Raw genomic sequence first — 22,520 nt, 5'->3', positions numbered from 1 at the left:
TGGGCGGTCGGTGTCGGAGCGACCGAACGGTGAGGATGGCCCAGGTCAGAGAGGGGCTCTCTGACCTGGGCCTGTGTCGCTGCGGGCGTGTCTCGGTCAGCTCGTCATCCAGGACTGGCCTGGGCCGCCGTTGCAACCGTAGGTCACCAAGGCGGCTCCGGCGGCGAAGTTGTTCGCCAGGACGCTGAGGCATTTGTCGTTGAGGCCGTTGACCAGCCTGCCGCCGTTGAGGCGCCATTGCTGCGGGTCTCCCTGGTGGCAGTCGTAGGTGTTGATGGCCGCGCCGTCGCCGAGGTTCCCTGAGCGTACGTCGAGGCACTTGTTGCCGGGCAGAGCGCTCTGAATTCGTCCCTGCACGAAGTTCCATTGCTGGTTGGCGGCGCCGGTGCAGGGCCAGAGGGTGACCAGGGCGCCGTTTCCGGTGTTGGCGTCGGCGACTTCGAGGCACAGGCCGCTGGCGCTCTTCGGCATGAGCGAGAGGCTCGCGAGGTGCGATGAAGGGGCCGCCGAGGCGGACGTCACGGCGCTGATCCCGCCGAGCATGGTGATGGCGGGCATGAGCACCAACATCATGAATTTGCGCATTATGCTCTCCGATCCGGTGATGGGGCTCGTCCGCCTGGGTGGCGGCGAGCCGTAGTGCCCCTAAAGGTCGCCGGGCCGGAGCCGCCGGAGTATCCCCAGTTCTTGGGGGTTGGCTTTGTGCTACCTATGGGTTCTCACCGGGGAGAATGCAACGGTCTGTACTCGCCGCCCTCCGTTCGGTGGCAAATGGCGGACGGGTGAAGGTTCTCCGCCATGCTCTTGGCGTTCTGTTCCCCCAGGAAATTGCCGTGCTCGATCGAATGCACACCCGCCGCGACGCAATGGTCGATCGACCGTGGCGACAGCGCGTGCGCCATGACGGTGCGTCGACCGCAGCGGCTTCCTCGACGATGGCTGTGGCCGGTCCGTTGTCGTCGTTCCCCGCGGGCAGACCGCTCTCTCATCGGCTCGCCCGCTGAAGTCCCCGAGCGCATCACCGCTTACGGAGGGCACGGCTCGCGTGTCGCTGCGCCGGGGCCGCTGCGTCTGGCTGGCGGCGGTCCTGACCTGCGCAGGCTTGACACATACTTTTCCTACCATAATTATGGGGATATGCCCCGTGCACTGACTGTTCGGCGTGTGGTGGACCACATGCGGCTGGACAGCACTCTCTGTCGCTGATCTGCCCTCTCCCCTCCTTCCCCTGAGTTCTCCTCCCGCGAGAACCCGCCGTTTCGTCCTGTCCGGACGCGGCGGCGGCCTTCTTGCTCGTTCGTGAAGGGCCAAGTCAGCCATGTCGAGTTCAGTTCCGCACGCCTCCCGCGCGAAAGCCCCGCGTCGTCGGCCACCGTTGCTCTGCGCCGCCCTCGTCCTCCTGTTGAGCCTGACCGCCGCCTGCGGCGGGTCGGCCACGGCGGGGGGCGGCGGCTCCGGACGCGGCGCGGTGATCAAGCTGAGCGACCCGGGCAACGCCGGCGTGCTCGCCTATGCCAAGCGCGAGAAGATCTTGGAGGAGCGGCTCAAGGCCGTCGGCGCGCGAGTGGAGTGGGGCGGCTCGTACGCCTCGTTCACCGCGACGATCGACGCGGTGCGGTCCAGGTCGGTGAATGTGCTGGAGGGCGCGATCTCACCGGCCGTGGGCTACCTGGCCAACGGTCGCGACCTGCGCATCTTCGCCGTCGCCGACCGGGTCACCGACAAGGCCGCGCCGTATGAGGACGGCCTGGTCGTCAAAGCGGACAGCCCGATCCGGACGGTGCGCGACCTGGTCGGCAAGCGCGTCGCCGTGAACAAGGCCGGACGCGGTGAGTACCTGCTGCTCCTCGCGCTCAAGCAGGCCGGGATCCCGGCCTCGCAGGTCCAGCGCGTCTATCTGAACCCGGCGCAGGGCGCGTCGGCGTTCGCGACCGGCAAGGTCGATGCCTGGTGGGCGATCGTCAAGGCCTATCCCGAGGTCGTCGCCAAGGGCGCGCGGGTCCTGCTGCACGGCCGCGACCTGCCCGACCAGGACCTCACCATCTTCGCCGCCCGCACCGAGGTGCTCCAGGGCAGCCCGCGCGCCGTGCAGGTCTTCCTGGACGTGCTCCGCGAGCTGACCGAGCAGGAGAAGCGCGACCCGCGCAAGTTCCAGAACGTGTTCCTCGACAAGGGCCCGACCGCCCTGTCCGGTGCGCGGTTGGACGAGGAGATCGCCAAGGCCCGCTACCAGAATGTGCCGCGTCCCGTCACCGACGCCGACGGCGCGCACGTCACCGCGGTCGCCGGTCTGTTCCGGGAGCAGGGCGTGGTGCCCAACGCGATCCGGCCCGAGGACGTCCTGTTCAAGTTGGGGGCCGCTCGATGACCGCCGAGATCGCGTCCGATGCCGGGGCGGTGACGCGGCGTCCGGCAGCGGAGGCGGCCGGCGAACTGCGCCCGCCGCCTTGGCTGGGGCAGCGGCGGCGGCGTCCGGCGGTCTCGCTGGCCCTGCGGCTGTCGGTGCCGCTGGCGCTGCTGGTCGCCTGGTGGTGGGCGGCGGGCAGCGGCCGCATCCCGCCGGACGTCCTGACCGGGCCGGGTGCGGTGCTGTCCGCGCTGCGGGAGCTGGCCTCCACCGGGCAACTCGCCGACTACGTGCTCGCCTCGGCCCGCCGCGCGGCCCTCGGCGTCCTGGTCGGCTGCGGGGCGGGGCTGGTGCTCGGCGCGGCCGCCGGACTGTCGGCGCTCGGCGAGGAGCTGATCGACCTGACCCTGCAGATGAAGCGGGCGGTGCCGTTCCTGGCGCTGGTGCCGCTGTTCATCTCCTGGTTCGGCGTCGGCGAGACGTTCAAGGTCGCGCTCATCGCGGTGGCCGCCTCCGCGCCCATGTACGCCTACGTCTACCTGGGGGTGCGCGGCGTGGACCGCAAGGTGGTGGAGGCCGCGCGCGGGTTCGGTCTGCGCGGCGCGCGGCTGGCGGTGTCGGTGGTGCTCCCGTCCGCGCTGCCCAGCGTGCTGATGGCGCTGCGGATCAGCCTGGCGGTGTCGCTGACCGGGCTGATCGCCGCCGAGCAGCTCGGCGCGACCGAGGGCATCGGCTACCTGGTGACGCTCGCCCAGCAGTACTACCGCAACGACTACATGGTGCTGTGCATCCTGATCTACGCGCTGCTCGGGCTGCTCATCGACCTGGCGATCAGAGGTGTGGAACGGCTCGCCACGCCGTGGCGGGGGCAGGTGACGGCCCGATGACCCGCGACGGGCACGAGGTGGCGGTGCGGGTGCGGGGGCTGCGCAAGGCGTTCGGCGCCAAGACCGTCCTGGACGGGATCGACCTGGAGGTCAGGCGCGGCGAGTTCTTCGCGCTGCTCGGGCCGAGCGGCACCGGCAAGACGACGCTGTTGCGCCTGCTGGCAGGGCTGGAGCGGCCCGACGCGGGGACGGTGCTGACCGCGCCGCGCGTCACCACGGTCTACCAGGAGCCCCGGCTGGTGGTGGCCAGGCGCGTGCTGGCCAACGTCACACTCGGGCTGCCGCGTCCGACGCGTGGTTCGTCGCGTGGTTCGTCGCGCGACAGGGGCGTCCGCGCGCTCGCCGAGGTCGGACTGGGCGGACGCGAACGCGCCTGGCCCGCCACCCTGTCGGGCGGGGAGGCGCAGCGGGTCGCGCTGGCCCGCGCGCTGGTCCGCGACCCGCAGGTGCTGCTGCTGGACGAGCCGTTCGCCGCCCTGGACGCCCTGACCCGGTTGCAGGCCCAGGATCTGGTGGCCGAGTTGTGCGCCCGGCACCGTCCCGCGGTCGTGCTGGTCACCCATGACGTGGACGAGGCGGTGCGGCTGGCCGACCGGGTCGCGGTGCTGGACGGCGGCGCCTTCGTGGTGGACCGTGCCATCGAGCTGCCCCGTCCGCGCGGCGCGTCGTCGGCCGCGTCCGACCCGGCGGCGCTGGAGCACCGTCGCGAGCTGCTCGCCCGCCTGGGCGTCTCCCCGCCGTCCGGCCAGGCGGTCGTCCCGTCCGACCAAGTGGCCCCGCCCTCCGACCAAGTGGCCCCGCCTTCCGACCGAGACGACCCGCCCTCCGACCGTGCCGACCTGCCCGCTGACCGAGGAGTGATCGCATGAGCAGCCCGCGTACCCGTGGCGTCGACAAGATCTGGTTCACCCGCTGCCCGGTTCCGACCGCCAGCGGCCTCGCCCATCGGCGCGGCGGGCTGGCCGAGGCGTTCGCGCCGTACGGGCTGGAGGTGGGCGTCCTGCAGGACGCCGAACCCGAGCTGGCCCGCCACCATTTCGACCACGACCTGCCCGGGCTGTTCCGCGAGGGCGGCAACGTCCCCGCGCTGGCCGCCCGCAGCGAGGGCGCGCCCACCAGGCTGATCGGGCTGACGTGGATCGAGGAGTGGCAGTCGGTCCTCGTCCGTCCGGGCTCGGGCATCGAAGGGCCGGGGGACCTGCGCGGCGCCCGCGTGGCGCTGCCCCGCTGGGCCCGGACCAGGGCGCAGAGCTTCCCGCGCGCGATGGCGCTGCACGGCATCAAGGGAGCGCTCACCCAGGGCGGTCTCGCCCTGGACGACGTCACGTTCGTCGAGGTCGCCGCCGACCTGTCGCCGTCGGTGGGACGTGACGCGCGCGGTGGCCGCATCGCCTGGCCCGGACTGGACGAACTGGCCAGCGGTCAGGTGGACGCCGTCTACGTCAAGGGCGCCCGCGCCGCCGAGCAGGCCGCCGACCTCGGCCTCGTCGTCGGCGTCGACCTGGACGCCCATCCCGACCCGTCGACCCGCGTCAACAACGGCACGCCGCGGCCGATCACCGTGCACGAGCGGCTGCTGGACGAGCGACCCGAGCTGGTGACCGCGTTCCTCGCCGCCACGCTGCGCGCGGCCGACTGGGCCGCCGCCGACCTGGACGGCGTGCGGGGGATCCTCGCCGGGGAGACCCGGTCGGGCGCGTCCGGCGTGCGCACCGCCTACCGCGACGGGTTCCACCGCACGCTGCGTCCCGACCTCTCACCCGAACGCCTCGACCTGCTCGTGAAGCAGAAGGACTTCCTGCTGCTGCACGGCTTCCTGGCCGCCGACGTGGACGTCGCGTCGTGGGCGGCGCCCGAGCCGCTGCGCGAGGTCTCCGCGAGGACGGCGGCATGACCCCCCGTCTCCGTTCCGGAAGGCGTGGCGGATCGTCCCCCTACGCGGAACCGCCCAGGTTCCTGCTCACGCTGCCGACGACCGGGCCGGACGCGGCCCCGGCGCCGCTGCCGGAGTTCGTCACCGACACCCGCCGCGGCCGGTACGGCGCCTTCGACACGATCGCCGAGGCGGGACGCGCCGCGGAGGTCACCGGGTTCGACGGCGTCGTCGCCCCCTTCGCGCCCGACGCCGAGGAATCGCTGGTCGCGGTCGCGGGCCTGCTGCGCCACAACCGCTGGATACACGGAGTCGCGGGCCTGCATCCGGGCGTCGGGACCCCGGTGTACGCGGCCAAGCTGTCGGCGTCGCTGCAGCGGTTCACCGGGGACCGCTTCGGCTGGTGGCCGGTCGTCGACCTTCCCCCGGCGACGGCGCGGGCGCACGGCGACTTCCTGGAAGGCCCGGACCGGTACGCCCGCGCCGACGAGTTCCTCACCATCGCCAAGGGCGTGTGGGCGCACGAGGACTTCACCTACGAGGGCAGGTTCTTCCAGGTCCTCGCCGGCGGCTTCCAAGGTCCGCTGGCCGCGCGGCGCTTCCCGGCCGTTCACCTGTCCGGCGTCTCGGCCGACGCGCTGGACCTGTCCGCGAAGCACGCCGACGTCCACGTCTTCGACGTGACCGGCGACCTCGACGCGCTCATCGCCGACCTGGGCGAACGGGCCGCCGAGCGCGGCCGGACCGTCGCCTGCGGCCTGCGGCTGAGCGTGGCGGCGCGTGAGGACGAGGACGAGGCGCGCGCCGTCCGCGACGTCCCCGAGCACGCCGTCACCGGGTCGTTCGAGCAGGTCGCGGCGGAGCTGCGGGGCTACGCCGAACGGGGCGTGAGCACGTTCGTCCTGGAACCGGCGCCGCATGTCGAGGAGATCTACCGGCTCGGGGAGCAGTTGCTGCCCCTCTTCGTTCGGGAGCACGCCCATGTCGATTGACATCTACTGGCGCATCGGGACGCACGGCGACCAGCCGTCGCTGCGCCGCCGCCTGGTGACCCGCGGCGACTGGTCGCCGGTCGTGCCGGGCAGCATCACCCCGGGTCTGCGCGAGGGCCGTCCGGACGGGTACAGCCACCTGGACCACATGGCCGACGTCGCGCGCTCCACCGAGCTGTCGGGGTTCGTCGGCGGGCTGCTGCCCTCGTTCCCCTTCACCGACGACCCCTGGGCGGCGGCCGCGAGCCTCGCCCGCGAGACCACCACCTACCGCTTCATGATCGCCTTCCAGCCCGGCTTCCTGCATCCGGTGCAGGCGGCGCGGATGTCGGCGAGCCTGCAGCGCGCCACCGGCGGACGCGTCGTCTACAACATCATCTCCGGCGGCGGCGGCCCCGCCCAGCTGTGGTGGGGCGACAGGGTCGGCCACGACGACCGGTACGCCCGGACCTCGGAGTTCCTCGACGTCCTCAAGGCGGTGTGGTCCGGCGGCCTCGTCACCCACGACGGCCGCTTCTACCAGGTCGAGGGCGCGGGGCTGCCCGAGCGCCTCGCCGGGCAGCCCTTCCCCGAGATCTACTTCTCCGGCTCGTCCAAGGCCGCGATCGAGGCCGCCGGGCGGCACGCCGACTACTACCTGTCGTGGCTGGAGCCGTTCCCCGCGCTGGCCGCCAAGTTCGACCAGGTCCGCGAGCACAGCGCCGCCATCGGCCGGTCGCCCAGGTTCGCGGTGCGCATCGACGTGCTGGCCCGCGAGACCGAGGACGAGGCGTGGGCGGAGATCCGCCGCGGCTGGCGGCACGTCGACCCGGAGCGGCTGCGGGGCCCCGAGTCCACCGGCGACTCGGTCGGCTGGCTGCGCAGCTCGCGGTTCGTCGACTGGCCGGTGCGCGCGCCCCGCGAGCTGGAGGCGAGCCCCAACGTGTGGGGCGGGTTCCACCTGCTGCGCGGCGGTCCCGCGTTCGGGCTGGTCGGCAGCTACTCGCAGGTCGCCGCCCGGCTCGACGAGCTGATCGCGCTCGGCGTGGACGCGTTCATCCTCGCCGGGGTGCCGCATCTGGAGGAGGCGCGCCGCGTCGGCGAGAACGTCCTGCCTCTGCTGCGCGGCCGCTGGCCGGACACCGCGCCTGACACGTCCATCCCCACCCTCGAACCGAAAGGATCGACTCGATGACCCGCGTCGGCTTCTTCCCCCACAACAACTCGCTCTGGGTGCTGCGTCATCGGGGCATCCTGGAGCGATCGCTGCCGGACGTCGAGTGGGTGGACCTGCGGTCGCTTCCCGCGGGCGACCGTCCCGCGCCCACGCAGGGCCTGCCGTCCCTGCACGGCGACCACCTGTTCGACGGCGGCTACGACTTCATCGGCACCGGCTCCACGCCGCCGGTCACCGCGCAGGCCCGCGGCCACGACATCGTCTACGTGGCGATCTCCGGACCGCGGGTGGACAACGGGCGCCTGGTCGCCCTGCCCGGCTCCGGCATCGCCTCCCCGGCCGACCTGGCCGGCAAGCGGGTCGCCCTCGGCCACGGCTCCTGGCAGACGACGCTCCTGCTGCTCGCGCTCGACCAGGCCGGGCTGACCTGGCACGACATCGAGCCGGTCGACGCCGGGAACGAGGGCGCGCGACTGCTCCTGGACGGCAAGGTCGACGCCTGGACGGGCAGCTACCCCGCGCTCGCCGAGGTGGAGAGCGAGACGCGGCCGGTGACGCTGATCGAGACGGCGGGGTTGTTCAGCCACCGCTCGCTGTGGTTCACGCGGCGCGACTTCGCCGTCCGGCACCGCGACGTCCTGGCGGCCATCGTCGGGGCGCTGCAGGAGTCGGACGCCTGGATCCGCGCGAACCCCCGGGAGGCCGCCGCGCTGTTCGCCGCCGACGACGGCGCCGACCTCGACGCGTGGGAGCACGCGCTGCGCGGCCGCCCGTTCGGGCTGCTCCCGGTCAGCGACGACTTCGTCGCCGAGCAGCAGCGGGCCGCCGACCTGCTGCACGCCAACGGCCTGCTCGACCGGAAGATCACTGTCGCCGACGCCGTCCTTCCGGACTTGGCCGATCTGGTCACCCGCGCCTAGGAGACGGCCGACAGCCCGAAAACGCCGATTCCGGGGACGCGCCGTCCGCCTCATGCCACGTGCAGGAGGCGGACGGCGCACGGCCTCGGGCGGGACGCTGCGGTCATAGCGGGACAGCGGTCACGAAGACGGTGTATCGGCTCCAGATCCGCCCGGTGATCGAGGTCAGGGCTGCCGCCATGGACCGTCTGTTCCCAGGGGCCGACTCGGGACGTAGTCACCCAGTTAGCTGCTACGGGGTTCCCGTGCGGCCGGGCCTGCCCGACGGTGGGTGCGGCCCTCATCGCAGCGGTCGGGACGGCGCCCCGGCCTCCGCGGCCTCCCCGGCCCTGGCTGCGTCCCGCTTCGTGCTGCGTTCCAGCGCGATCAGGCCGAGGGACGGCGCGGTGGCCACGAACGCGATGCCGAGCACCCACCAGAAGGCGGTGGCGAACCCTTCGGCCTGTGCGGCGGGTCCGGTCGCCTCGTCCAGCCGGTTCTGCAGGATGACGGCGAACAGCGCGGTGCCCGCGGACCCGCCGATGCGCTGGCCCACGTTCAGTTGGACGGTGGCGTCCGGGATCTTCGCCGGGGAGATCGCCCGGTAGGCGGCGGCGACGGCGGGCACCGCGCAGGCCCCGATCCCGAACCCGCGCACGAACATCATCACGCCGAGGAACCAGTAGCCGGTGTCGTCCTGGATCAACGCGAAGGGGACGGTCCCGATCACGGCGACCAGGCCGCCGGCGAGGGAGGCCCGGCCGCTGCCGAACCGGTCGGTGAGCCTGGCGGCCTGGCTGATGGCGATGGCCGCGCCGAGGCCCTGCGGGATGAGCAGCAGGCCCGTGTTCACCGCGTCTTCGTGCCGGACGATCTGGAAGTACAGCGGCATCAGGATGACGGCGCCGAAGACGGTGGCGCCCAGGCCGATGTTGGTGACGGAGGCGGCCGCGTACATCTTGTTCTTGTAGAGCCGCAGGTCGACCAGCGGTTGCTCGACCCGCAGGGCGTGTCCGACAAACAGCGCGGCCAGCAGGAGGCCGCCGATCAGCGCGGTCAGGACCTCGGCGTCGGTCACGTGACCGGTCGCGCCGATCTCGGCGAGGCCGTAGGTGAGGGCGACGCTGCCCGCGGTGATGAGGGTCAGGCCCGGCACGTCCAGCCGGGCGCGTCCCGAGCGGTCGTCGGCGGGCAGGAACCGGACCGCCAGCAGCGCGGTCAGCAGGCCGAGCGGGATGTTGACGTAGAAGATCCAGCTCCAGCCCGCGTGCTCCACCAGGAGGCCGCCGATGGCGGGGCCGACGACCGGGGCCAGGATGGTCGGCACGCCGCTGACCGCCATGACCCGGGCCAGCAGCGCCGGACCCGCCGCGCGCATGGTGATCATCTGCGAGATCGGCAGCAGCAGGCCGCCCGCGGCGCCCTGCGCCACCCGGAAGGCGATCAGCTGCTCGACGTTCCCGGCCAGCCCGCAGGCCAGCGACGCCGCGGTGAAGACCAGCACCGCGACGATGTAGACGCGCGCGCCGCCCAGCCGCGTCGCGAACCAGCCGGCGGCCGGGATGACCGCGGCCATCGCCAGCAGGTAGGCCGTCGTCAGCCACTGGATGGTGGACAGCGAGGCCGTCATCTCGACCGACAGCGTCCGGAGCGCGACGTTGACGATCGTCGAGTCCAGGAACGCCATGAAGGAGCCGAGCGTGGTCACGATGACCACGTTGCGCAGCGCGGGGGAGAAGCGTGCCGGGCCGCCCGGCGCGGTGGTGGGCGGGCTCTCGTCGTCGTCCGCCGTCATGGTGAGGTCCCTTCCTATCGCGAACGAGGGCGCCGGGTAATATGTGGAGCGCCGCTCCGAAAATATACGGAGCAGTGCTCCGAATATCAACACGATCCGGCGAGGAGAACTGCGTTGGCTGGACGGACCGTGAGCGCCGAACCGCGGGCGGACGCCCGCAGGAACCGGGAGACCCTGCTGGCCGTGGCCCGTGAAGTCTTCGACGAGCAGGGCACCGACGCGTCGCTGCGGGACGTCGCGCGCCGCGCGGGCGTCGGGATCGGGACGCTCTACCGGCACTTCCCCACGCGGGACGCGCTGCTGGAGGCCGTACTCCGCACCGGCCTGGAGAACATGCGCGCGGCAGCGGAGAAGGCCATCGAGTCCGACAGCCCGCGCGACGCCCTCATCGGCTGGCTCAGGCTGTTCTCCGAACGCTCCGGAGCGTGCCGCGGCCTTCCCGCCTCGGTGCTGGGCGCCCTGGGCGACGACGAATCCGAGCTGCACGCCTCGTCGTCGGCCATGATGCACGCCGCGGAGCGCCTGCTGACGCGAGCGCAGGAGGCCGGGGAGGTACGTCCGGACGTGACCGCCGAGGAACTGTTCGCCGCGTCCGCCGCCCTGGGCTGGGTGGCCGAGTACTCGGGACGCAAGCGCGCCGAACGGATCCTGGCGCTGCTCGGCGACGGCCTCGCCAAGCAGGACTGTCTTCCCACTGGGTCTGACCGGGCTGCCGGTCCTGTTTCGTAGGCAGGCCAGCGTCGCGGAGGGATTCCCAGATCCGTTCGTTGACCTCGACCAGGGCGTGCAGCGGGCCATAGAGGTCGCGAAGGGCGCTCCACCGCCCGACCGTCACGGTCTCTCCACCGCCCGATCGTCACGGTTTTCCCGAGGAAGTCTCCATACCGGTGCGCTCTGGTTCGGTGGGCACCTCGTCAGGCACAGCTCGGGAATGGCTGGTGAGCGCGGTACGTAGCTCATTCATCGCCTCGATCAAGGGAAGGCACGCGCGGAGCAGGTCCGCGGCCGCGGTTGGGATGCGCGCGGCGGCGCCGAGCATGGCGACGGTGAGGGCCAGTACGGCTAGGAAATCTGTCACGAGGTTCCTCCGGGGGAGAGCGTTCCGGCGTCAAGTGCGGGCTCCCAACACACCAGGAACGAACTCGGCCCGCATTTCTCGGGCGGCCCGAACCGGCCTCTGCCTGCGGCGACGTGATTTCCGATCCGGACCGATCCGGACGGCCGCCGCGCTGGTCGATGCTCGCGAGAACGAATCTCTTCATCGACGAGTCGCAGTGTGGAGACAATGGGGGAGTCCGGCGCGATGCGGGTTCGACCGGGGGAGGAGCACAGGGGACCGTGAGCGATCCGGGTGGCGGCGCACGGCACGAGTTCGCCTCACGTTTCAGTGAGCTGCTCGTATCATGCGATCTCACCTATGACCGGATCTCTGCCCGCGTGTCGGGGCGAAGACCGGAGGACATGCGGTGGTCGGTCAACGCGAAAAGCATCAGCGACTGGAAGCAAGGACACAACCTCCCTCGATCATGGGAACCTTTTCGCTGGGTGCTGCGAATCCTCGTCGAGGACATACGCGTGCGCATTCCCGCCGCACGGCAGGACGGGCTTCTGCTCGACGAGTCCCGGTGGCGCCTGCTCTGGGAGAGAGCGAGATCAGAGCGGGGATCCGCCAAGGGGATTCCCGCCGCGGCGAGCGAAGGCGGGGAGGGCGGACGACCTGGGCCACTCACCCTGGGCGTGCGCCAGTCACTCCAACCCGATCTCAGCGCCGAGCAGAATTCTTTGACGGCATACCTGCATCGTCCCCACGATCGAATCCTGTGGGAAAGCATCAGCCTGGTCAGGGACGGTGGAAAGTCTGTCTTCTGTCTCCTCTATGGCGACTCGGCGACAGGAAAGAGCCGAGCGCTGTACGAGGCGCTGCAAGGCGTGGTCCCAGACTGGCCCGTGCATTTTCCCATCGACACCGGCGACCTCCTGAGGCTGGTAGACGAAGGCCGGATCACCGAGGGGTGTGTCCTCTGGTTGGACGAGACGCAGAAGTACCTCCAGAACGAATCAGACCCTCGGGCCTCTGCCGAGTTGATCCGACTACTGCAGTCGGTCCGAGGTTTCGTCGTCCTGGGGACGATCTGGCAGCACCCCTATCTTGCGGATCTGACCGCCAGAGGACGATCGCCCGATGTGAATGCGGTCGCGCGTGACCTGCTGGGAGACGCCTACACGGTGCGGATTCATGTACCTGATTCGCTTTCTGGAGCGCAGCAGGAGGAACTGGCCGCACTCGCGGCCGTTCACGAGGGAGACCCGCGTCTCACCGCCGCGCTGGCTGGCGGGGCGGACCACGGTGATGTGATCCAGCACCTCACCGGCGGGCCCGAACTCGTCAGGCGTTTCTCCGAGGGAGGCTTCTTCCGGCCCGTGGAACTCGCCTTGCTCACCGCGGCACTCGACGCAAAGAGGCTGGGACATTTCCAGCCGTTGAGCGAAGGACTCCTGCGGGAGGCGGCTGACGGATACCTCGAACCGCGGCATCGCAGCGGCGAGCACGGGTGGGCGACCGGTCCTCTTCGGGCGCTGACCACCGGAGAACGCTCGGATGGCTCCCGTACCGACGTCCACGGCGCCGTCCCCGCGCTGGTGGCGGTGCGGGAGAGATCAGGGCAGGTCACGCCGCGTTACCAGCCCGACGACTACCTCGACCAGCAGATCAGACGTGCGCGGCGGCGTCTCGGCGCGCCCGCGCGGATGTGGAACGCGCTCCTGAACCATGCCCATGATCCAGACGATCTGGAAAGGGCCGCCACCGCCGCCCACGAGCAGGGCCTCCACAGGATCTCCGTTCTGCTGCGCAGGAAGGCGGTCGGCGCGGGAAGCGGAGTGTCGGCGATCCGGCTGATGCAGGCGTTCGGCGAGTACGAGGCATCGGGCCGTGCGGACTGCGCCGTCTGGCTCGCCGATCGGGTCGCGCTCACCAACCTCCACCTTCTCGTCCAGTTGGGCGAGCAGTTCAGCGAAGCGGGGGCACGGGGCGCGCTCAACACCCTGCATCGCAGGCTGGCCGACGTGCTCCCGGTGGATCCGCTCGCCTCCGTCCTCCAGTGGATCGACGCGATGGGCCGCGCCGGCAGCGATGAGGGGATGGAAACCCTGCTGAATCGCGCTGTCGATGAGCACGCGATCGACGAGCCGTCGGCCCTGGCTCGCCTCCTGCGCGCCCTGCGCCGAGCGGGGGCGCCCGCGCACATCGATGCCCTCATGGGCCGGAACCTGGTGGAGAACATCGATATCCGCGACGCCGCGGGCGTCGATTCGCTCCTCGAAGAGCTGGCGCATCGGCCGGAGACCGGGCAACTGGACAAGCTGCTGTCCCGCCGACCGGAGACCGTCGTGCGAATCGACGAGCTCGGCGCCGTCCAGCGGCTCGTCACAAGGTTGCAGGGCCTCCAGGCCGGCCATGCCGCGACCGCCTTGATCCAACGCACTCTGCGTGACGGCCCCTGGGCGGATCCCGAGCCTGTCGGCGCTCTGCTCAGTCGACTTCCGGACGCCGCCCGTCACGAGGCCGCGGTCGAGTTGGCTCACCGCACCGATGATCAGCGCGTGCGTCTGATGCTCTTGAGAATGGCGATGTCGGACGCTCCCACGGGGACGTCGTTCGTCGTCCGTCATACGGCCGCCGGCTACGGGCTGCTCGACGCGGCCGGCTGGATCGGCGGCGAACCTCCGCCTCCGGCACCGCGAACGCACGGGTCAGAGAGCCGACGTGACCTCCAAGCGCCTGACGCGTTCTCGCGCGAAAAGACAGCGGGCCCTCGGCGTCCGGATCGTGAGCACGACCTCGCGGCAGAAAGAGCGGCGCGCACCGTGAGGGCCCTCGTGCTCACCGACCCAGCGGTCGTCGCCCGTACACTGGACGCCCTTCGCGACGCAGGTCTGCACGACCAGATGGTGCTCCTGCTCGCCCGCGACCCCGCCCGCCACGCCCGCCTCAAGGAGCCGGACAGGGTCGCGGCGCTTCTCAGCGCCCTCTCGGCAACGGGAGACGAGGCCCAAACGCGCGAGCTGGCCAAGCGCATCACCATGGGCCTGCCGGTCGACCGACCGCGTCTCACCAGGCGCTTCATCACGCAGATCCGCCAAGCCGGTTTCCAGGAACTGGCAACGCTCCTCGGGCAGCGGGCCGCCGCGACGGTCGATCTTGCCGTCCCCGGCGTCGTCGCCGCCACTCTGGAGGCGCTCCGTGCCGCGGGTCTGGACGACCAGATGGCGTTTCTGCTCGACCGTGACCCCGCCCGCCATACCGACCTCCATGACTCCAAGGGCATCTCCGCGCTAGCCATGGCCCTGGAGAGCTCACCGGGACAGTTGGACCTGCTTTGCGGACGCGCGGCGGGGGCGGCCCCGACCGACGACGCGGAGCCGGTCAGCCGGATGCTCGGCCTCTTCCTGGACTTGGAGGACCGGACGGCGCTCCTGCGGTTCCTGTCCCGCGTTCAACCCGCGCGAATACGGCTGGGCAACCCCTACACGCTGGGCCGCCTGCTCGACGCGCTGCTCAGGGCCGACGCATCGGCGGCGTTCGAGACGGTACGGGACCGGCTCCTGGCGGATCCTCCGCTGGACAACGTGCATGCGCTGCGTCATCTGCTGGACGTTCTGCACCGGGCCGATTCCGACAGCGCGGTTCGGGAACTGGGCGCCAGGGCGGCACGGCGGGTGCGGGTCCAGGACGTCGGCGCGGTCGATCTGCTGTTGGAGGCTCTCTGCCGTGTAGAGGCCGAGGAGGGCGTGTCGCTTCTCGCGAACCGGCTCGTCGAGTGGGCACGCCTCGCGGAGACCACCGAGAGGGCGCGGGTGCTCGCGATGCTCCGGCGGGCCTCGCTCCACGAAGCGGTGGACGCCGTGGTGGACCACTCGATCTCCGCGGGGGAATTCCAGATGGCCCTGGCCTTCGCGAACGCCGAATTCAGGGCGCGCTACAAGTTCGGCCGAGAGCCGGACGGCTCCCCGTCGGCCCCCTGGGGCTGGGACTCGCCGGACGCCCCGGAGTGACGCTCACCACCGTCGTCCTTCGATAAGCACCGAGCGGCGCGCCAGGACGGCTGTGATCTGACGATCCACCGCCCCGCTTCTCTCCGTGGCTTGGAGCAGCGATACGCCCACTACGGACTGATCGCCGTGCACTCGCCGATAGACGACCTGCCTATCCTCGAATCCAAGGGAAAGAGAGTCGACCTTTCGCTGCTCGCTGAACGCATCGAGATGCCCGCCGATGAACTCACAGATCGCATTCAGTGGACGCGGTAGATTGTGGGCCATGTGCCCTAATGAGGGATGCTCGAAGAGATCGGCCGACGCAATCAGATTGCCTTCGAGAAAGAACCCGACATAATGAATTCCCTCCGGTGACAGCGCCGAATGGAGGAGAGAGATCAGCGGTGCGGAGGGCAGCGGCTCGGGTGCCTCTGTACCTCCGATTGCCCGATGACCTCCGGTCATCCTTGACGCAGGGAGCCCAAACTCCACGCGGAGGGTATCGACCAACCAGCCCAATTCTTCCCGAGCCGTCGCATCGTGCACGGTCCGCGCGACCACGTAATCGTCTCGAAGAACCGACAAAGCATGAAGCTCCTCGCCACGTGCTGCCACCGTGGCCCACAACAGCTTTCCATGACAAAGGGGTGTCATCAAGAACTCAAGGCGCTCAACCAAGGCCAAGAGTTTGCGTCCCGCGTGTTCGTCGCCACTCGCCCGCTCCAGTGTGAAGAGCGAAACGCCTGCCGAAAAATATTCCACGCTACGCAGATAGCTGGCACGGAAGGCTTGGCGAGTGACAGTCAGCGTCGTCTCGTAACTGGGACTCATCCAGGGAGACCGCCGCACGACCACCCCGTCATCCACATGCACGCCGCCAATCTTAGACGGACCTGCGGTTGTCCTGGCCCGACCGGTCACCCTGAGTGGTTCTCACCGAATTGGCGCGACAGTCGCGGGCCAGCCACCACATCGATAGATATAAGGCTGGATGACCTCGATCGCACACGGGTGATCTAAGCCGGCGGCTAGAAGGAGACCGGGCCGTGCGCGCTGTACCGCTTCCCCAGAACTCGGCCTCGTCCAATCAGATCACCGTTCGCGCCGCGACTTGCCCGGCATGCACCGCCTCGGCCAGCGCGCCGCGTCCGCGAGGACGGGATGATCCGTCGTGAGGCAGGCGAGTCCGACCCGGCCCACGCCCGCCCTTACGCGGCCAGATCCTCGCCGCCGCAGACGAAGCCGAACACCGCCGGTATCGGCATTGGCATCGGAGGCGAAGGAGGCTCGGCAGCGGGTTGACCGGCGTCCGCCGCGTGCGTCCGAAATGTGGAAAGCAGTTCGGTGAACCGTCCGGTGTCGATGTTCCTCCGGAGATGATGACGTCCACGCGCAGGCCCGGAAGGCGCCCAGGCGGCCGGCGAGTAATGCGGCGCCGGAGAGTGCGCCCGGTCGGTTCGGTGTCGCGGCCGACGACGCCTTCGACCTGGCGATCAGCACCACGCCGGCTTGCTGGTGCTGTCGCTCCACGTCTTCATGGTGCTCAGCCAGGTGCGGCTGCATCGCCCATGCAGGCGGAGTCGCCCGAGCTGCTCCGATTCTAAGATCATCGGCTGCCTGCCTCGGATGACGGGCTTCGACGGCACGACCTTTCGTGCCTTTTCCCCTTGTCTGGACATTGTTTGCAAAACCCCATGTCAGCGGGCGTGTGTGCATGGAACGCATCGAATGGGGCACATGGTCGCCCGTGCGCAGTGGAAAAGGAGCGGAACATGGGGCTGCTGCAGCGTTTCCGGCGACGGCGAACGGGACAGCGGGCCGCGACGCGGCCGGTACGAGCGCGGCGCCGTGTGCCGACCTTCCGTGAGATGCAGGCGAAGATGCGGACCGAGCGCGCCGAAGCCAGGCTCATGGCGACCGAGGCGAAGATCCATCATGAGGCGGAGCAGTACCGACGCGGCGGTCGCCATATCCAATGAGGGACGCGCCCAAGGCGAACAAGAGCGGGCCAGCGTTTCGGGCTTGTCGGCTACGAAGCCGCGGATGCCAGGCAGAAGGAGGAGAGCGCATGGGTCTGTTGAAGAAGCTGAAGAACAGTACGCAACGTGCCAAGGGCCGCGCCAAGGAGAGGGCGGGCCGCGAGTCACGCGATCCATATTTGGAGGCCGAGGGCCGCAAGGATCGTGTCGCGGGCGGGGTCAAGCAGGTCGGCGAGAAGGCCAAGGACACGGCCCGAGAGATCCGGCGCACCGGCGAGCGGTGACGTTCCGTCATTGGGCGTCGGTGGGGAATTCTCTCGTCACCCGCTAAGGGATAGCGATGTCGCGGCGCCGGAAGCCGACCAGCCCGATCGCGATCGGTAGCACGTGGAGTTCACCAGCCGGGAGTTGGGGTGGGCGGCCGAAGGGAGAGAGGTCGGCCGTCCTGCCCGGCTATTGGAGCAGTCCGCCCAGCGTGCCGACGGCGAGGGCGTACACCAGCACCGCCCAGGCGAGCGTGAGGGCCGTGGAGATGCCGAGGCCCAGGGCGCTGAGCAGCAGGAGGAAGGCGCTTCCGGGCAGGGCGACGGTCAGGTGGGCAGCGGCCCGCCTGGTCTGGGACAGGCCGGTGGTCAGGACCGGTTTCGCCGCGTCCGGCGGACTCCTCGCTGTGCGCGCGCTGGGTCGCCAGGATGGCGTAGATCGACACGACCACGGCCAGGGGCGAAATGACCCGCGACTACCTCGTCCGGGGCCGGCCGAGCCCGCAGCGAAAAACGCCGACGCGGCCTTCAATATCTCGTTGGCGCGCTTGAGCTCGTTGTTTTGCTTGCGCAGCTGTTTGAGCTCCTCACGCCCGACGCTGGTCAGCTGCTCGGACCGCTGCCCCGCATCGGCCTCGGGCTGACACACCCAGGTACGCAGGGCCTCGCGGTGAATACCCAGATCCGCAGCGATCTGAGCGATCGGCCAATCCGGCTCCCGCACCAAGCGAACAGCCCGATCCCGCAGGCTTCTGGGGGCACTTCCTCGCAGGTGCCATCGACGGTCAATCTCCTCTCCACCAGCCAAGATCATGACTGGCTCAAAGAACGTCACCGAACCCAGCACACCTCAGTTTCAGGTCTGGGCGATGACGACCATGCGGACCTGGGCCCATAGGGCTGCCAGGGCGTAGCTTCCTAGGTCTGGTTGGGCCTGTCCGATGGCGTCGCCGGTTGTCCAGCACCAGATCGCGGCCGAGTACAGGCGTTCGGGCCTGATCGGGAAGGTCGGTACCGGTGGCCCGTAGCCGGGGAAGGCGTGGTCGGAGGTGACCGAGGGCCATCCGGGGTTGGCGTGGACCCAGTTCCAGCCGGTCAGGTCGTCCCAGACCGGGGCCGGGTGGGTGTGGTCCTGCTCGAGGGCGGGTGGGCCGCCGTGCAGGTCCCAGCTGAGCACGTAGATGCCCCAGTGCGCCGAGCTGCGGGCGACCGCCATGTCGGACTGGTTGTTCCACAGGTACTCATACGGTGTGTAGGTGCGTACCTGCGCGGTGCCGGCCGGGCCCTGGCCGGGCGGGTGTCCGGGGGTGATGCGCATGAAGTCGACCCAGATCGCCGAGCTGCACACGATGGTCCCGGGCTCGGGGAAGATCTGGAAACTCCAGCCCATCTCGCCGGTCGCCCTGGATGCCCAGACGTCTTCGGTGTGGTGAGGGCGCCCGGTCCCGCCCAGGTAGGTTCCGTGGTCGGCGTAGGGGGCGGCGTAGATGTCCAGGTGTGGGTCCTGGAAGGGGTCGGGACCCGACAGCAGGCCGTGGCGGGCGTGCTCCAGCAGCCGCTCGTCGGTCATCACGTCGGTGCCCAGGCGGTGCGCGCGGCGGTCGGCGACGAGATCGGGCGGACAGGTCCGGTCGCCTCGCTGTTCAACGGCCGCCGCCATCTGGCTCCGGTAGCGGTCATCGTGGGCGAGCAGGCGATGCATTCCGTGGTGCAGCGCGTTCATGGCCAGGCCGTTGACGCGGCCGATCTGCGCATGCCGAACGGCCAGCGCCTGCAGGTGCCCGGTCAGGGCCTGGTGTGCCTGCGCACGCTGGTCGGCTGTGAGATGTCCCGGGCTGGCGGGCGGGGCCTCAGACATTGCCGCCGCCCTGCATGTCGAACTGCGCTGGCATGATCACGCTGTCGTAGAGGGCGGCGACGCTCACCCAGTACCGGGTGGAGTAGCCGCGCGCGCCGCGCCGCAGATAGCGTTCCTTGCCGAAGCGGCTCACCTCCAGCAGGCACTCCCCGCCCACCGGATTGGCCATGATCCATTGGGCGCCGAAATCGGTGCCGTCGGCCCGCTCGACCCAGATCCGCACCGGCACGTCGCCGGCGTACAGCGCGAACGGCTTGCCCCCGGGCGGCCGGACCCCGTTGAACGACATGCCTCAGCCCTCCCGCTCCACCAGCACGCCCGCTTGCCCGAGCCGGAACCCTGCCAGGGCGTGCAGGACCTGAAGGTCGTCGGCCTGGGCCAGTTCCCGGGGCACCTCGACCTCGTGCAACCGCTGCCCGGGCAAGGTGCCCAGCCCGGCCACATACTGCCCGTCCGGCTCGCCCAGGTGATGGGCGGCCAGCAGCCTGCCCTGCTCGTCGACCAGCACCACCATCCGCCGAGCACCCGAACCCTCTGCCATGCCGCCCCGTCCCCTTGCGCAAGGCGCCGCCCCCGTGGCACGCACCATCCTTCCCTTATTGGAATCGGCGCACGCCCCCGGGGCCACCGGCCCGACCGGTGTCGGCCAACCGGCCGCGACTGCTCGGGCCCGGAGGATCACTTCCCACACCCTGCACGTACGGACGTCTCTCGCGCGGCAGTGCTTCACCGCCAGCGGAACCGGCCGTTCGGCCATGTTCGGCCATGGGGGAACTGCGCTCGCCGTCATCGTGGCGTGAGTAGACCCTGGCTCAGAAATTCCAGAGCCTTAACTAGGCGGAGCCGTGATTGCCGTGATCGCTTGGCGAGGTAATTCTCGTGTGGAGGCGGTGGCGCGCTGCGGCGATCAGGGCCGGGTCTCGAAAGGCCGCCGGACCTTTAGATGATTCGCTGGTAGAGCACCCTTTGGGCCTGGCGTGCCCGCTGAATCATTCCGTCACGGTGGAGGGCTTGGAGGTGGTAGGACACGGTCCCGGGTGACAGGTTCAGTCGTTTGGCCAGCTCTGTTGTTGAGGCGGGAGCGGTGAGCTCTTGAAGCAGTTGGGCTCTGGTGGCGCCAAGACCCGGCGGCCGGGTGTGGGCTTTGGCCGGAGTTGTGTCGGCGATGGGATAGGTGATCATCGGGAGTCGGGGTTGGACCGCGTCGGGCGGGTCGATTGCGAAGGTGATCGTTCCCCTGAACAGTGCCGGGGTCAGTAACAGCCCGTCGGCTCTGGTTCGTCCGCCGTCGGCTGTGACTGCGAGGTCGAGGCCGCCGCCGCGCCAGCGTAGCGATGGGGCCAGTCCGGTGACCATGGTGGCGAGGCCATCGCGAGCGGTCTGCGCTCCGCGCAGCGCGATGTCGGCCTGGATCTGTTCTCTGATCCGAGACCAATGCGCGGCGAGCGCCCTTCTCCAAAAGACCTTCAACTCCTCGGCCAGGCTCTGCGCCAGCTGCGACTCGCCGCCCTGGGCCGCCTGCGCCATCACCGGTGCCCGGCTTACATCGCCTTTCAGGCACCATGGGTGGCCCCCGAAGATGATCGCGGCCTCGTAGCCGATCCGGTCGGCGGGTGTGGTGGCGACCCTATGCAACTGGTCGTCCACGTCTTCCTCGAAACAGACCGGTACGGGATTGATGAAGTCCGGAAAATAGCCGGTCGCCGCCTGCGCGACCAGCGCATTCAGCAGCGGCAGGTCCGGCTCGGCCAGCGCCGCGGCGGCACGGCGCCGCCATGCCAGGGGCAGCAGGTACGGGTAGCGGCCGAACTTGAATACCACTTCCTGTGCCGCCTTCAGCGGCGACACCACGAAGCGGATCCCGGCCACCCCACCGGCATCCAACTCGACACGAATCACCGAGCCTGCCCCCAGTCGTGATTTGAATTCCTCGAAACATCTTCTAACGGACAGGTGCGTCCCGCCAAGATCCTCCTCACTCGCCTAGCGGCATCGGAGTGCTCGCTTACTCCCCGCTGACTCAAAGGAGACCTATGCGCATCAAGAAGTCCCGCCCACCCTGGGTTGCCACCGTGGGTGCGGCAATGGCGGCAGGCCTGGCCCTTCTCGGCTGTCTGGCCGCTCCGGCATCGGCCGTCCCGTCCACGACGGCGGCCGAGCACCTTCTCGCATCCTCCAAGGCCGTCAAGGTAATGGCGGCCAAGGACTCGGTGCAGGGGTTGCGGCTGGTGTCCGAGCACCGCAATGGAGATGGGTCGATCACCTCACGCTGGACCTCCAACAACGGCACCGGCTTCACCTACGCCGGGACGGCCGACGTCACCGTGCACCTGCGCTCCGGGAAGGCCAGCCATGGCCGATACGGATCCATGACGGTGACCCTCCCCAAGGCAAGCAACCAATCCACCGGCCACTCCACCTACACCGACGCGCTCAACGCGGGCATCCCCAGAGCCGAAGTGGACGCCAAGCTGAGCAAGTACCGGCCCGACGGAGGCGCCCACGCCTCTGTCGTCGACCCCGGCGGACCCCCCCACCCCAGCATTGGGGGCTGCATCCAGCCGGTCAACCCGCCTGACGTCCGGGCGGTCTGGGGATGTTTCACCCGCACTTACCTTGGGGACATCAGCGAAGGGTGGGCCGCAGACGACGTCATGGCCACCGAGAACCCGCCGGCCTTCTTCTTCCCCAGCACCCTTTACGCCCTCATGTGGTACGAACAGGGCACGAGCGTCCCCCACTACACCCCCGCGCCCGGAGGAACCGGCTGCAAAGAGGCGTCCTGGAACGGCCAACTCGGCGTCAGCAACACCTCCATCGGCTACAGCGAAACCGCCAACATCTGCTCCGGCTACACCGAAGTCATCCATGACAGCGCGCACTTTGGGCTGTCATGGATCGACAACGTCTCCCACCTCCGCCGCCCCGCGCAGGAGACGATCGAGGAGATCGGCACCGTCTACGCCCCCCCGTGGACAAACTTGAACAACAGCGCCTTCGAACTCGCCTGGGGCCCCGGAGCTCGCGACGCGTGGGCCTGCACCGTCACCATCTGTCCGCGCTAACCCCATAAACCTCGGCCCTCCACCGGCATATGCCGGTGGAGGGCCGAGGAACAGAAGGGGCAGGCCGACGTCGATGACGCGGGCCCGTCCCGGCCAGGATCACCTTGGACGGCTTGAGGTCGCGGTGTGCCAGATCGCAAGCGTGGATAGCGGCGAGCCTTTCGGCGAATCCCGCCCCGTGGGCAGCGGTCGCGACCCTGGCTGGCCACCTTCAGCGAGATGAACATCTGAGCTCGGCCATGTTCACCGAGACGGCCCCGCTACAACCACTCGACCTGTCCACCTTCAGCGGGACGAACAGCAAACCACCTTCACTGGAACTTGGCCACGCGCTCTGCGACGGGACAGCGTCCCCGACCTGCGGGAACA

At 69.9% G+C, this 22,520-nt stretch carries 22 protein-coding genes; 13 read left to right on the top strand and 9 right to left on the bottom strand.

The window, feature by feature from the left end; genetic code table 11:
- Nucleotides 1–96 precede the first annotated feature (96 nt).
- Complete coding sequence (locus tag FXF65_RS11225; RefSeq protein ID WP_187412227.1) at nucleotides 97–471, bottom strand: RICIN domain-containing protein; 375 nt, start codon at nucleotides 469–471, stop codon at nucleotides 97–99.
- Between FXF65_RS11225 and FXF65_RS43650 the strand changes: the two genes are divergently transcribed.
- The 8 genes from FXF65_RS43650 (at nucleotide 470) to FXF65_RS11190 (ending at nucleotide 8,175) form a co-directional block, all read left to right on the top strand.
- Nucleotides 470–640 carry a hypothetical protein gene (locus FXF65_RS43650; RefSeq protein ID WP_187412226.1) on the top strand — a complete coding sequence of 57 codons (171 nt, stop codon included), beginning with the start codon at nucleotides 470–472 and terminating at the stop codon, nucleotides 638–640. The two genes, FXF65_RS11225 and FXF65_RS43650, sit on opposite strands and share 2 nt — an antisense overlap.
- A gap of 762 nt (nucleotides 641–1,402) precedes the next feature.
- Entirely contained in the window at nucleotides 1,403–2,368 is a 966-nt protein-coding gene (locus tag FXF65_RS11220; RefSeq protein WP_246198490.1) for an ABC transporter substrate-binding protein, read from the top strand.
- Nucleotides 2,365–3,234 carry an ABC transporter permease gene (locus FXF65_RS11215; protein WP_148349698.1) on the top strand — a complete coding sequence of 290 codons (870 nt, stop codon included), beginning with the start codon at nucleotides 2,365–2,367 and terminating at the stop codon, nucleotides 3,232–3,234. Before FXF65_RS11220 ends, FXF65_RS11215 begins: the two co-directional genes overlap by 4 nt.
- A complete protein-coding gene (locus FXF65_RS11210) occupies nucleotides 3,231–4,103 on the top strand; it encodes an ABC transporter ATP-binding protein (protein ID WP_148349697.1) in 873 nt (290 codons plus the stop codon). The genes FXF65_RS11215 and FXF65_RS11210 overlap by 4 nt, the downstream gene beginning before the upstream one ends.
- Nucleotides 4,100–5,128: an ABC transporter substrate-binding protein gene (locus FXF65_RS11205; protein ID WP_148349696.1), complete on the top strand. Its 1,029-nt coding sequence runs from the start codon at nucleotides 4,100–4,102 to the stop codon at nucleotides 5,126–5,128. Before FXF65_RS11210 ends, FXF65_RS11205 begins: the two co-directional genes overlap by 4 nt.
- Entirely contained in the window at nucleotides 5,125–6,099 is a 975-nt protein-coding gene (locus tag FXF65_RS11200; protein ID WP_148349695.1) for an LLM class flavin-dependent oxidoreductase, read from the top strand. The genes FXF65_RS11205 and FXF65_RS11200 overlap by 4 nt, the downstream gene beginning before the upstream one ends.
- Nucleotides 6,089–7,273, top strand: a complete 1,185-nt coding sequence (locus tag FXF65_RS11195; RefSeq protein ID WP_148349694.1) for an LLM class flavin-dependent oxidoreductase — start codon at nucleotides 6,089–6,091, stop codon at nucleotides 7,271–7,273. The genes FXF65_RS11200 and FXF65_RS11195 overlap by 11 nt, the downstream gene beginning before the upstream one ends.
- Nucleotides 7,270–8,175: an ABC transporter substrate-binding protein gene (locus FXF65_RS11190; protein ID WP_148349693.1), complete on the top strand. Its 906-nt coding sequence runs from the start codon at nucleotides 7,270–7,272 to the stop codon at nucleotides 8,173–8,175. The genes FXF65_RS11195 and FXF65_RS11190 overlap by 4 nt, the downstream gene beginning before the upstream one ends.
- A 280-nt stretch (nucleotides 8,176–8,455) precedes the next feature.
- Here the strand turns inward: FXF65_RS11190 and FXF65_RS11185 are convergent, their stop codons facing one another.
- Nucleotides 8,456–9,949: a DHA2 family efflux MFS transporter permease subunit gene (locus tag FXF65_RS11185; RefSeq protein ID WP_148349692.1), complete on the bottom strand. Its 1,494-nt coding sequence runs from the start codon at nucleotides 9,947–9,949 to the stop codon at nucleotides 8,456–8,458.
- A gap of 129 nt (nucleotides 9,950–10,078) precedes the next feature.
- Between FXF65_RS11185 and FXF65_RS11180 the strand changes: the two genes are divergently transcribed.
- A complete protein-coding gene (locus FXF65_RS11180) occupies nucleotides 10,079–10,678 on the top strand; it encodes a TetR/AcrR family transcriptional regulator (RefSeq protein ID WP_148349691.1) in 600 nt (199 codons plus the stop codon).
- Between the two features lie 127 nt (nucleotides 10,679–10,805).
- On the opposite strand, the gene FXF65_RS11175 is transcribed toward FXF65_RS11180, so the two are convergent.
- Nucleotides 10,806–11,027 (bottom strand): hypothetical protein, encoded by a 222-nt coding sequence (locus tag FXF65_RS11175; RefSeq protein WP_148349690.1) that lies wholly within the window; start codon nucleotides 11,025–11,027, stop codon nucleotides 10,806–10,808.
- A 260-nt stretch (nucleotides 11,028–11,287) separates the two neighbouring features.
- Between FXF65_RS11175 and FXF65_RS11170 the strand changes: the two genes are divergently transcribed.
- The gene (locus FXF65_RS11170) at nucleotides 11,288–15,004 is read left to right on the top strand and encodes a hypothetical protein (RefSeq protein WP_148349689.1); all 3,717 of its coding nucleotides are present in this window, start codon (nucleotides 11,288–11,290) and stop codon (nucleotides 15,002–15,004) included.
- A 3-nt stretch (nucleotides 15,005–15,007) separates the two neighbouring features.
- Here the strand turns inward: FXF65_RS11170 and FXF65_RS11165 are convergent, their stop codons facing one another.
- Nucleotides 15,008–15,859 carry a hypothetical protein gene (locus FXF65_RS11165; RefSeq protein WP_148349688.1) on the bottom strand — a complete coding sequence of 284 codons (852 nt, stop codon included), beginning with the start codon at nucleotides 15,857–15,859 and terminating at the stop codon, nucleotides 15,008–15,010.
- Between the two features lie 899 nt (nucleotides 15,860–16,758).
- Between FXF65_RS11165 and FXF65_RS11160 the strand changes: the two genes are divergently transcribed.
- Both FXF65_RS11160 and FXF65_RS11155 read left to right on the top strand, forming a co-directional pair.
- A complete protein-coding gene (locus tag FXF65_RS11160) occupies nucleotides 16,759–16,965 on the top strand; it encodes a hypothetical protein (protein ID WP_148349687.1) in 207 nt (68 codons plus the stop codon).
- Between the two features lie 89 nt (nucleotides 16,966–17,054).
- Nucleotides 17,055–17,249: a CsbD family protein gene (locus tag FXF65_RS11155; protein WP_148349686.1), complete on the top strand. Its 195-nt coding sequence runs from the start codon at nucleotides 17,055–17,057 to the stop codon at nucleotides 17,247–17,249.
- Between the two features lie 169 nt (nucleotides 17,250–17,418).
- Here FXF65_RS11155 and FXF65_RS11150 read toward each other — a convergent pair whose 3' ends face one another.
- The 5 genes from FXF65_RS11150 to FXF65_RS11130 all read right to left on the bottom strand — a co-directional run bounded on the left by FXF65_RS11150 (nucleotide 17,419) and on the right by FXF65_RS11130 (nucleotide 20,985).
- Complete coding sequence (locus FXF65_RS11150) at nucleotides 17,419–18,063, bottom strand: transposase (RefSeq protein ID WP_148349685.1); 645 nt, start codon at nucleotides 18,061–18,063, stop codon at nucleotides 17,419–17,421.
- Between the two features lie 21 nt (nucleotides 18,064–18,084).
- On the bottom strand, nucleotides 18,085–19,086 hold the full coding sequence (locus FXF65_RS11145; protein ID WP_148349684.1) for a hypothetical protein: 1,002 nt from the start codon (nucleotides 19,084–19,086) through the stop codon (nucleotides 18,085–18,087).
- Nucleotides 19,079–19,375 carry a hypothetical protein gene (locus FXF65_RS11140; protein ID WP_148349683.1) on the bottom strand — a complete coding sequence of 99 codons (297 nt, stop codon included), beginning with the start codon at nucleotides 19,373–19,375 and terminating at the stop codon, nucleotides 19,079–19,081. Before FXF65_RS11140 ends, FXF65_RS11145 begins: the two co-directional genes overlap by 8 nt.
- Nucleotides 19,376–19,378: 3 nt before the next feature.
- A complete protein-coding gene (locus FXF65_RS11135) occupies nucleotides 19,379–19,627 on the bottom strand; it encodes a hypothetical protein (protein ID WP_148349682.1) in 249 nt (82 codons plus the stop codon).
- Nucleotides 19,628–20,025: 398 nt separating this feature from the next.
- Nucleotides 20,026–20,985 (bottom strand): winged helix-turn-helix domain-containing protein, encoded by a 960-nt coding sequence (locus FXF65_RS11130; protein ID WP_148349681.1) that lies wholly within the window; start codon nucleotides 20,983–20,985, stop codon nucleotides 20,026–20,028.
- A 134-nt stretch (nucleotides 20,986–21,119) separates the two neighbouring features.
- Between FXF65_RS11130 and FXF65_RS11125 the strand changes: the two genes are divergently transcribed.
- The gene (locus FXF65_RS11125; protein ID WP_148349680.1) at nucleotides 21,120–22,151 is read left to right on the top strand and encodes a hypothetical protein; all 1,032 of its coding nucleotides are present in this window, start codon (nucleotides 21,120–21,122) and stop codon (nucleotides 22,149–22,151) included.
- Nucleotides 22,152–22,520 lie beyond the last annotated feature (369 nt).

The organism is Actinomadura syzygii (genome assembly GCF_008085905.1).
Lineage (GTDB): Bacteria > Actinomycetota > Actinomycetes > Streptosporangiales > Streptosporangiaceae > Spirillospora > Spirillospora syzygii.
This window is presented reverse-complemented; position numbering and strand designations above follow the sequence as displayed.